Raw genomic sequence first — 9,803 nt, 5'->3', positions numbered from 1 at the left:
CTCAAGCACAGCATAGGTCTGACTGAGTATGGGGCTTTGCGCTATTTTGCACGCTTACCCACCTAGACTGCCGAATCAGGTTCACTTTCGTTGTGTACTGTTAACTTCCTATCGCTTCCTTCAGACCCTGCCGTTGGCCAGCAACGCCCTTGCGATTCGGATTATCTTCCCCTCAGTCGGGGTGATTCAGGTTTCTTGCAACCTGACGGGTTTGCCAGCTTCGCTGGGCAAACAAACAAAAAAAACTCGCTAAGCGAGTTTTTATCATGTGTGACCAGCTACCTATCGGTGTACTGCTACAAGGCGATATTCCACCGTGCTAATGGGCTCTTACCTTGAATACCGGTACGACCCCAGCGGTCAATACTGTCTATCGTCAATACGCGTTCCGGGTTTGGCAACAGGGCTAGTTGCTGCTTAGTGAGCTTTTTCGTGGTTAACAGCCAGATTGAATCATCACTTTGCAATGTTTCAACAAATGTCTGTTTTTCTTCAGCGGTCCAATCCATCTCAGGTTTGGTGTAACGGCCAACAACAAACAATTGGTTACCCGATGCAAAGTCTTCTAATTCCGATGAAAGAAGCATGACTGAATCGACTTCGGCATCAAACAGTGCAGCTTGTTGACGATTAATCAGACTACGGACATCAATCATCAGCTTTTGCTGATTTGCAGCGATTGTCGCGGCATGCTGAGGCCACACTCGTTGCAGATCTTGACTCACAATCGCTGCCATACGGGTTAAGTTCGATGGATTCAACCAGATAAATGGCGATAATGTACCATCGGCAAGGCGCAATGCGGCAACACCTTGGGCACGTGGTGAAATCGCTTGTGACGCATCTATTTCTACAATCTCAATGTTACCCGAACGTGCATGTACATACAGCGGATCTTGTGGCCATACCGCCCCAAGAGTAATCGCCACTTTGGCTTTTTTCGCCGCTTTTACGGTAAGATCGGCCCCTTTACTGGCAAACCAGTTCGGCAAACGCTGCATGCCGTAACGCTTAGGGGGCAGATAAGTGGTTTCTAGCCCTGTCCCTTTCGTTAATTCTGTTGCCAGCATATAAGTCACAGGTGTGGCCGTTAGCATATCTTTAGCTTGGGCTGTTACCGACTGAAATGCAGCCCCCAGTAGTAATATTGTCACAATAGCAGCCGATGGTGTTCGCGAACGGTTGCTGCGTTGCATCATTTTATTCAATTTCACAGAATTACCCTTTACGCACAATGCGGAAACACGTCGCCATAAGGAAAAAGATGGCAGACACAATAATGATCGCGGCACCCGATGGCACCGGCATCTCCAACTCCATGGGCAGAATCGTGCCGACTAAACAGCTGATCGTCGCCAATAATGCCGACAACAGCACAAAATCCCCCATGTTTTTAGTCATAAGTCGAGCGGTTGCCCCCGGAATAAGCAATAGCGCCCCCACCAGTACCGCCCCGATGATCTTCACCGATGCAATCGTGACCAGAGTGATCATCATAACAAACAGATAATCGTAGAAATGGGTCGCATGGCCACGAACACGCGCAATATCCGGACTGATGCAAGTGAGCAATATGCGGTTAAATGTCGGGATCAAGACGACAACGATCAACAAACAGCTCATCGCCAAAATCATCAGATCTTGATCTGTGACTGTCAGAATAGAGCCGAATAAGACATTTTCCAGCATATGGATGTTAATTTTGCGCGCCACATACATCAGCAACGCCGCACCGACAGCCAAGGCCAACGCCAGAAACACGCCAACCAAGGTGTCATACGGCACGTTTGTGCGATTACGGACAAAATGCAGCAGTAACGCAAACACCATGCAGAAGCTAAACAACCCAATGATCGGATTATCTGGCGGCTCGCCAAGCAGCACACCCAGCGCAATACCGGTTAGTGCCGCGTGCCCCACCGCTTCAGAGAAGAATGCTAATCGCTTAGCAATCACCAAGGTACCAAGTCCACCCAGCAATGGACCGACCAATAATGCAGCAACAACCGCATTAACAACAAAGGCATAAGAAAAGCTTTCACTCAGCCAGCCCGCTTCAACACCCTGCAATGCCCAATGGCGAATCAATTCCATCATGCTGCTTTACCCTGCTTGATAGTGTCATCTGATGAAACAGAATCCGTTGAATAATGGTTAAACAAACGTTCTACCTTCTCTGGCGTCAGTACCTCTTTCACTGAACCGCTGTCTACCAGCATTCGGTTTACCACATGAACGTGAGCATTCAGCCGCCTTACCGCAGAGACATCATGGTGCACCGCCAGGATCGTTTTTCCTTCGGCCACCAGCTCTAAAATCAATGATTCAAGATAGCGAACTCCTTGCTCATCCATCCCCGTTGTCGGTTCATCCAATACCAGCAGATCAGGATTATCCAATAACGCTTGAGCAAACAACACGCGCTGCTGCTCGCCGCCAGAAAGTTGCCCCATGCGGCGATCCGCTCGCTCGGCCATCCCGACCCGGGCTAATTGCTCTAATGCAAATTCTCGTTGTTTCGATAAGCTACTGCCCAGCAAGTCAAAGCGTGATAAAAACCGCGACATAAACAACGGTACGCGACTCTGGTTAAGTAAAATGAAATCCATCACCGTTAATGGCAGGCTCGACTCAAACACCGCTTTTTGCGGCACATAACCGATCTTGCCTTTCGCCTCTGGCCAGTGGATCTGAATATCACCGTTAAACGGTGTCAGCCCAAGCACAGAACGTAACAGCGAGGTTTTTCCGCCACCATTCGGCCCCATTACCACATGGCATTGACCGGCACTGAACGTATGATTAATGTTGCGAAGAATTTGGTTCTCGCCATATTGTAGGCTGACATTGTGCAGCGAAATACTTGGCCCGGTCATTAACTTGCTTTCCGTTCGGCAGCAAACTGCATCGCTTCAATCAAAGTATCAAGGTTGTCTTTCATCTCTTTTTCTACTTTGTTGGCTTCATACGGTCCGTGAGTCATATGAGAGAAACGATACAACTGTACCCCTGTCGCTTTTTCAATGGTTTCAACATAGCGGTTTGGCATGTTCAACTCATAAAACAGCACATCAATGTTTGAATCGCGGATTTTCTCAATCGTTTCCTGCAACTGACTGGCGCTTGGCTCTACACCGTGGGCTGGCTCAATAACCGCTGCTACATCGACCCCAAACTCTTGCAGCAGGTAACCATAAGCATTGTGAGTGGTTGCTACAGTCATCCCGCTGGTATCAAGATTGCCCAGAGTCGTCATCGCTTCGTGTTTCAATTGACGAAATGTCGTAGCGTACTGACGCGCATTGGCACGATAAAAACGCGCGTTTTCTGGATCCAACGTCGAGAGCGTATTAGCAATGGTGTACACCTTCTGAATCGTCGTCGACAAGCCAACAAAGGTATGCGGGTTTACCGCACCATCACCCACCGACTGACCCATCGCAGGCAATAGTGGGACATCTTTATTGGCTTCAATCACCACTAAATCACTGCGATTCGCGGCGGCAATCACTTTCAGGGCAAAATCATCATGGCCAATACCGTTCACCACAATTACATCCATCTGCTTTAGACGACGTAAATCATTCGGTTGTGGCTGGTAGTTATGCGGATTAAACCCCGCATCGACCAAAGGTAAAATCTCAGCTTTGTCACCAACGACCGCTTTCACGTAGCTATAATATGGCTGCAGCGTAATACCAATGGTCATCTTGTCTGCTGCTTGCACGCCCGCAGCGCCCAGTAATAATGCGACAGGCGTTAGCAGAGCCGCCGCTTTCTTGATCAAGTGTTTCATACGTATCCCTTGTGGACGGATGTATAGCTAAAAATGTCGAAAATAATCAGGAGCAAACAGGCCGATGGATTAAGTCGTAATGACTAAGCCATAACGACAGGGCGACTGTCTTGCTATCAGTGAGAATGCTTATTGGCAGCCGCTTCGAACACCACTTGCATCCAACCAGCATCAATCAATTGTGATGGCGTCAATATCGTATTCGTGGGGATCGTTTTTGCGGTATTGAATAACGCAAACCAGATATCAGGCTGTTCCGCATCCGCTAGCAGCACCACAGCCTTCGAACCGTTTGCCTCCTCTGGCGTACCGAGGTAAACACTGGAGATCACACGCTGCCAGTCATGACGGCCTTTATGCTCCCAGCTTTTATCCTTAACAAATGGCGCAAGCCACATGGCTTCCAGCTCATCCACCTTCGGCCAATGCTGCGCTGGCATTTTTTCTGGCTCAAACGCCATGCTGTCTTGATGCAGATTGCGGATTTCTTCATGTGCCAGACGTAAATCAGCAATCATCGCGAGCTCGTTCGGCGACAGATCTGTTATCAAGACTTGATGACGAGCTAAAGCTTGGGTTTTGACTTCCGCCTGATGAAAAGGCAACGCAACAAAAGCAACGCTCAGAATGACTAAAATCGCCAGCGCCACCCATTTTCCCTCTGCCCCGCCATCATCAGCACGTACTGACTCGGTGATCATTTCTCTTCAATCTCAACCACATCAACTTCAACCGGGTTTTCATGGCCCGCATCGAATACCAGATAGAAATCCGTTTCAGGCATTGCAAACTCAGCAATCGAACGCTTATCTGTCATGACACGCTTCACCAGGTTATCGTCGTAATCAAACATCTCAACGGCATAGTCCACCGCTTCACTGCCATCACTGTAACCCGCCTGACAGATCACCTTATCGGCCTCTAACCAGCAGCTCATTAACGGGAAATGCGCTTGTGCTGCCGATGAGCTCAACAACGCAGCCATACCGATACCAAGCCTCAATCCCATCTGAAGCAAAATTGGTGCACTCTTTTTCATTACAACCTCGACATCAACATCTAGATAAACGTCAATTTAAACAAACCGTAATGGCCTACCTGAGCAGGCCATCAAGAGGATTACTGAAGAACCGCTTCAAACGACAAATGAACATTCACGCTGGCACGATCCGCCAATGCGTTATTTTCCAAATCACCTTTATAGTTCGCCTTCATCAACCAACGACCAGCTTGTTCCGGAGTAAAACTCACCATGCCATCCTTATCGCTCACCACATCGATTTGTTCCTGGTGATTACGGTACAACGTGCCTTCACGGGTGATTTCCGCCGTTACGCCAGATTGCGGCTTACCATTAAAGAAGAACTGGAACTGAACCTCTTCCCCTTCAACAATATCGGCTGGGTGTGTCTTCGGAATCAACTCCAGGTACTTACCTTCCAACTCAAACGCTTTACTGGTTGGCTTGCCTACCGTCACATACGTTTCTGCACGGGTGAAACTCACTTGAGTTACCACATCGCGTGATTTCATTGGCAGCACATCATCACGCTCCGCTTTATGCGCTTTGGCCCATTTAACGGTGTCACGACGACCTGCTTTATACTGGGTGTAATAGGTCGGTACATTATTTACGCGAACTTTATGTGTACCTTCCTCTTCAAAATAGAAATCAAACACAGAACGGCGCTTCCCCTTGGTCACGTAGGACGGGTACTGAACGCGGCCATCCGGCATAATGATTTCACCGGTTTCACTGCCTGCCGGCTTATCAAACACAAATGTACCGTGTGACGCTGTCACATCAAACGTCAGCCAATCACCGCCATCTTTAGACACAGTGAAGTGTGACGGTAAAATCCAGCGCGGGTGTGCATTCGCCGTGGCTGTAACAGCCATGCCAGCAACCAGAGCACAAGCAATTGAAATAGCTTTTAATGGAGTATTGTTAATCATCATTGATTCTCTAAAAGTAAAGTCTTCTCTGGCGCTACTGAATGATGTAATCCAGACGAATATCACCGGTTTCTTCCGTTGGTTTAATATGATGAGAGAACGCACTCTCACCCAATGTCATTTTTTGGCGCAAGGTATTACGACCACCGTGCTCACGTACCGCTTCCACATAGAAGGTGTACTCGCCTTGCTCCACACGCTGCCCTTTGTCATCTCGGCCATCCCACACAAAGCGGTATTCGCCTGCTGGACGTGTCGCCGAAGTCACTGCATCCACCAGCGCGCGATCGTAACGACCGACTTTTCGCCACCAGCTGCGTAAATCTTTCAGCCATTCATCCTTCCCTACCCACAGCTGCACCGTCCGTATCGGCTTACGCTGGCTGTCTTCAATCCACACCGCCACATAAGGACGGGCATACATGGCGGTATCAATTTTCGGTAGTTGAAACTCGACGTTCAGCGATGCGGTTTCTGGTAACGCTTTGGCGTAGACAGAAAACGTGACAGGCAAAGCCAATGACAAGCCAATCAGGGATTTGGCAAAAACGTTCATGAGGTATCCTTGTCTGCTGTTTTTAAGGCACAGCAATAATAAAAATCAGTAACGTGACTAACGAGCCAGCAGCCATCCATTTCATTGAGGTATTTAGCGTTTTCTTCTTAGGTAGCAACAAGCACACACCGGTGAGGACGAAAAACACCATCAAAAACGCCGTGATATCAATAAACCACTTCCAGACTTCCCCGCTGTTTCGGCCCTTATGCAGGTCATTCAACACAGCGATTACCCCGTAGTGATTCTTTTCAATCTCAGCCTCTCGGCTCAGCAAATCGATAAATACCGTGGCGTTAAAACCCGGGCCTTTGTAGTCGAGTGAGATCTCCCCTTCTACCAGTTCCCCATCTTCCACTTCGGTGAATACATCCATCGCTGACGGCGTACCGGATATATCAGCCTGTTCATTCAGGTAAGCCAGCAACGCCGCTTCATCGGGCACACTTGCTGGTTCAGCGCCAAACAACGTACTTGGCAACGTCAGCGTTAATGACTCAACCGAGGGTTCGCTTTTCACAAACAACTCTGGTCGGTTAAGCGTGATCCCGGTGATAGAAAAAAACAGCACCACCAACAACAACGCCATTGAAACGTAGACATGTAGGCGACGTGCCCACAGCTGCACCGCTTTACTTTTTAACAGCATGGTCGAGATCAATTTGCAGTATTCATTTGATGAGCAGAATTTAATTGATAATCGTTTTCATTGGCATTTAATTTACATTGTTTACGAATGTAAAAAATTGGGGAGATAACTGCTGTGGCTAGGAAGGCATAAAGGCGGAAAAGTGTTCAGAAGCGCGGAAAGACGTCTAGAACGCTAAAACGTCAAAATTAGAACGGAAAATTAATGTAAAAACAGGTAATTTTAAATTTGAGGATGGATAGAAAAACGGAGGAAGGAGTTTGAAAAATTGATAGGCAGGAAAAAATGGGCAGAGAAAGGCGGAAATTTGCAGATTTGAGGGGAAATGATGGCTGGTTGAGAACAACCAGCCTGAGTTGATCGAGTGTGGCTGGGAAAATCGTTTATGATGTGGGTTTAGATGGTTTTGGACTAAGTGCCTATCCCAGTAGGTAATAACGGTTGAACTATAATTAGTACCAACGTGATCAAAATGTGGTACTGATTATGGCTGTGACATCAAATCCAAAGCCTTGGGAACTCACAGATGAAATGTGGGCAAAGATTGAACCGCTCATCCCCACACCAAAAGACAATCATCCATTAGGTACTCACCGTAAAAGGGTTAATGATCGTGCAGCGATGTCAGCTATTTTGTTTGTCATGTCCACGGGGTGTCAGTGGAATGCTCTTAATAAAACAGGGATTTGCTCATCAAGTTCAGCCCACCGTCGGTTTCAAGAATGGCGTGATGCAGAAGTATTTGAGCGTCTTTGGCAAAATGGTTTGTTAGAGTRCAGAAAGCTCAATAGAATCGATTGGTCGTGGCTTTCTATGGACGGCGCGATAACAAAAGCACCTTTAGCGGGCTCAAAAAAACTGGGCGAAACCCAACAGATAGAGGGAAGCAAGGAGTAAAGCGYAGCCTTTTAACCGATACAAATGGTTTGCCGTTAGCAATCATAGTTAGCTCAGCGAATACGCATGATGTAACTCTCGCTTTGAGTACCGTTGATAGCTTGGAAACAGGTCGTCCATATCTCAATAAACAGCATTTGTGTTTAGATAAGGGTTATCAATCACAAGAGCTAAAGAGAGAACTTATTGCTCGGCACTTCGTCCCTCACGTTCGTTCACGAGGCGAAGAAAAACAAGATAAGACAAACTCAAGAACTCCAGCCCGTAGATGGGTAGTCGAACGTAGCCACAGTTGGTTAAATCGCTTTCGAGGATTATTAATCCGCTGGTCAAAGAAGGCTGAAAATTATGAGGCCATGTTATATTTTGCCTGCGGCCTTATTGTCTGGAAAAAATGCCTATCGGGATAGGCTCTAAACCTTGTTACGAATTTCAGAAGACTAAGATCCTTTGAAGAATATCTTCCATTGAAAAGCGTTCAAATTAATTACAACGTAATGGCAAACAGTGAAAGATTACGAAGCACTAATCCATAATATAAGTAAGGTTTATCTAATGATCAACTGCAGTAAGTGTATTACCATTAACTAGATAAATGGTTTCCCCATCCCAGCTTGCATACAATTCCCGATTCGTTGTATCAAACCTATCTTTGCCTGAATATATAAAACTCCCTTTATACCAAAGTTCTCCTGTACTATCAAAATATACAGATCCTTTATATTCATTTTTAGAAAAAACCATATATATGTAGGCACCACCATCTGCACCACCAACCCAAACTGCTGATTCAGGAATATTCAATGGTCGGTCTATAGGATCATATTTACCCACAGGTTCACAAGCAATAAGAAATAAATACAATATAGAGATAATCAATACTTTCACTATTTAACCTCTACATTAAGTTCTTTAGTCTTAGGATTGAAATCCAAATCTCTATAGTCATCTCTAAACTCACCTATATATGAGTTTGGTCTTGGATCCATCATCCATGGAGTATCCTTACCAGCTAAACTAACAAGACGTTTCACAAAGTGAATGCAACTATTTGATGTTAAGTTATATTCTTTCCTTTTAGGATTATTATTCATAGATTTCTGGGATATAACCTGGCGATTCAATCGGTCGAAAACACCAGACGCCTCAATATATACACCTTCTATTCTAGAACCTTTTCCCGCAACACGGCAAAGTTTGTCAAAAATAGGGACTAGTGATTCGATAATAACACCACTTTTATCTGTTTTAGCATCTAAAACCGGAACTCTTCGAACTATTCCTTTCTGATCCGGATAATCATATCTACCATATTCATAATATTTTGTTAGGCCAGAATCACCATTAATCAATAATATACCAGCATGACCTAAGTTTGATATTTTTTGTCTGGTTTTAGGAACAGTAAAATCATCGAAACTAAACCAAGGGAGTAGATCAACATTCTTCTGAGGTGTATCCACCGTTATTTTATAATCAGGAAAAACTATTGGTACCAATACATCATTCATTTGTATCTCCTAAAAATTGAATTACTACTACCATAATCTAACCGTTAAACAGCTAAAAAATCTACCGTGTAAACTTCACAAATGGATTTTTCAGAATAATTTCACTTAGAATGCGAGTAACTTTGAATAAAGATAATACCGTAATCATACGAAAACCACATAGCCATTTAAAAAATGACAGCTATGATTTAAATGGCTTAACGGGACATGGCAAGAAAGTACAAATATGTAGGTATCTTGATTATTCCTGAAAGACATTTAGTGCCTATCCCAGTAGGTAATAACGGTTGAACTATAATTAGTACCAACGTGATCAAAATGTGGTACTGATTATGGCTGTGACATCAAATCCAAAGCTTTGGGAACTCACAGATGAAATGTGGGCAAAGATTGAACCGCTTATCCCCACACCAAAAGACAATCATCCATTAGGTACTC

Annotated in this window: 12 protein-coding genes; 1 reads left to right on the top strand and 11 read right to left on the bottom strand. The window is 45.5% G+C overall.

Annotated features, from left to right (window positions below; translation table 11 throughout):
- Nucleotides 1–296 precede the first annotated feature (296 nt).
- From L4D12_RS24900 to L4D12_RS24860, 9 genes are all read right to left on the bottom strand, one after another.
- A complete protein-coding gene (locus L4D12_RS24900; RefSeq protein ID WP_428450520.1) occupies nucleotides 297–1,208 on the bottom strand; it encodes a metal ABC transporter solute-binding protein, Zn/Mn family in 912 nt (303 codons plus the stop codon).
- A gap of 10 nt (nucleotides 1,209–1,218) precedes the next feature.
- Nucleotides 1,219–2,094 (bottom strand): metal ABC transporter permease, encoded by an 876-nt coding sequence (locus tag L4D12_RS24895; RefSeq protein WP_428450519.1) that lies wholly within the window; start codon nucleotides 2,092–2,094, stop codon nucleotides 1,219–1,221.
- Nucleotides 2,094–2,876 carry a metal ABC transporter ATP-binding protein gene (locus L4D12_RS24890; RefSeq protein ID WP_428450516.1) on the bottom strand — a complete coding sequence of 261 codons (783 nt, stop codon included), beginning with the start codon at nucleotides 2,874–2,876 and terminating at the stop codon, nucleotides 2,094–2,096. The genes L4D12_RS24895 and L4D12_RS24890 overlap by 1 nt, the downstream gene beginning before the upstream one ends.
- Nucleotides 2,876–3,796: a metal ABC transporter solute-binding protein, Zn/Mn family gene (locus L4D12_RS24885; protein ID WP_428450515.1), complete on the bottom strand. Its 921-nt coding sequence runs from the start codon at nucleotides 3,794–3,796 to the stop codon at nucleotides 2,876–2,878. The genes L4D12_RS24890 and L4D12_RS24885 overlap by 1 nt, the downstream gene beginning before the upstream one ends.
- 116 nt (nucleotides 3,797–3,912) lie before the next feature.
- Nucleotides 3,913–4,497: a DUF6162 family protein gene (locus tag L4D12_RS24880; RefSeq protein ID WP_428450514.1), complete on the bottom strand. Its 585-nt coding sequence runs from the start codon at nucleotides 4,495–4,497 to the stop codon at nucleotides 3,913–3,915.
- Nucleotides 4,494–4,805 carry a hypothetical protein gene (locus L4D12_RS24875; protein WP_428450518.1) on the bottom strand — a complete coding sequence of 104 codons (312 nt, stop codon included), beginning with the start codon at nucleotides 4,803–4,805 and terminating at the stop codon, nucleotides 4,494–4,496. The genes L4D12_RS24880 and L4D12_RS24875 overlap by 4 nt, the downstream gene beginning before the upstream one ends.
- Before the next feature lie 110 nt (nucleotides 4,806–4,915).
- Nucleotides 4,916–5,752 carry a DUF4198 domain-containing protein gene (locus L4D12_RS24870; RefSeq protein ID WP_428450517.1) on the bottom strand — a complete coding sequence of 279 codons (837 nt, stop codon included), beginning with the start codon at nucleotides 5,750–5,752 and terminating at the stop codon, nucleotides 4,916–4,918.
- 34 nt (nucleotides 5,753–5,786) lie between these two features.
- The gene (locus L4D12_RS24865; protein WP_428450513.1) at nucleotides 5,787–6,308 is read right to left on the bottom strand and encodes a DUF2271 domain-containing protein; all 522 of its coding nucleotides are present in this window, start codon (nucleotides 6,306–6,308) and stop codon (nucleotides 5,787–5,789) included.
- Nucleotides 6,309–6,330: 22 nt separating this feature from the next.
- On the bottom strand, nucleotides 6,331–6,957 hold the full coding sequence (locus L4D12_RS24860) for a PepSY-associated TM helix domain-containing protein (protein WP_428450512.1): 627 nt from the start codon (nucleotides 6,955–6,957) through the stop codon (nucleotides 6,331–6,333).
- A 486-nt stretch (nucleotides 6,958–7,443) separates the two neighbouring features.
- Here L4D12_RS24860 and L4D12_RS24855 point away from each other — a divergent pair.
- Nucleotides 7,444–8,264, top strand: a protein-coding gene (locus L4D12_RS24855) for an IS5 family transposase (protein WP_428450511.1) whose coding sequence is annotated in 2 segments (ribosomal slippage) — nucleotides 7,444–7,806 and nucleotides 7,809–8,264 — 819 coding nt in all. Because the reading frame shifts where the segments join, the coding sequence is not laid out codon by codon here.
- 142 nt (nucleotides 8,265–8,406) lie between these two features.
- Here L4D12_RS24855 and L4D12_RS24850 read toward each other — a convergent pair.
- A complete protein-coding gene (locus L4D12_RS24850; protein WP_428450510.1) occupies nucleotides 8,407–8,742 on the bottom strand; it encodes a hypothetical protein in 336 nt (111 codons plus the stop codon).
- A complete protein-coding gene (locus tag L4D12_RS24845; protein ID WP_428450509.1) occupies nucleotides 8,742–9,365 on the bottom strand; it encodes a hypothetical protein in 624 nt (207 codons plus the stop codon). Before L4D12_RS24845 ends, L4D12_RS24850 begins: the two co-directional genes overlap by 1 nt.
- Nucleotides 9,366–9,803 lie beyond the last annotated feature (438 nt).

The organism is Photobacterium nomapromontoriensis, assembly GCF_050336815.1.
Taxonomy (GTDB): domain Bacteria; phylum Pseudomonadota; class Gammaproteobacteria; order Enterobacterales; family Vibrionaceae; genus Photobacterium; species Photobacterium nomapromontoriensis.
Note: the sequence above shows the minus strand (reverse complement) of the source record. Positions and strands in the feature narration are given on the sequence as shown.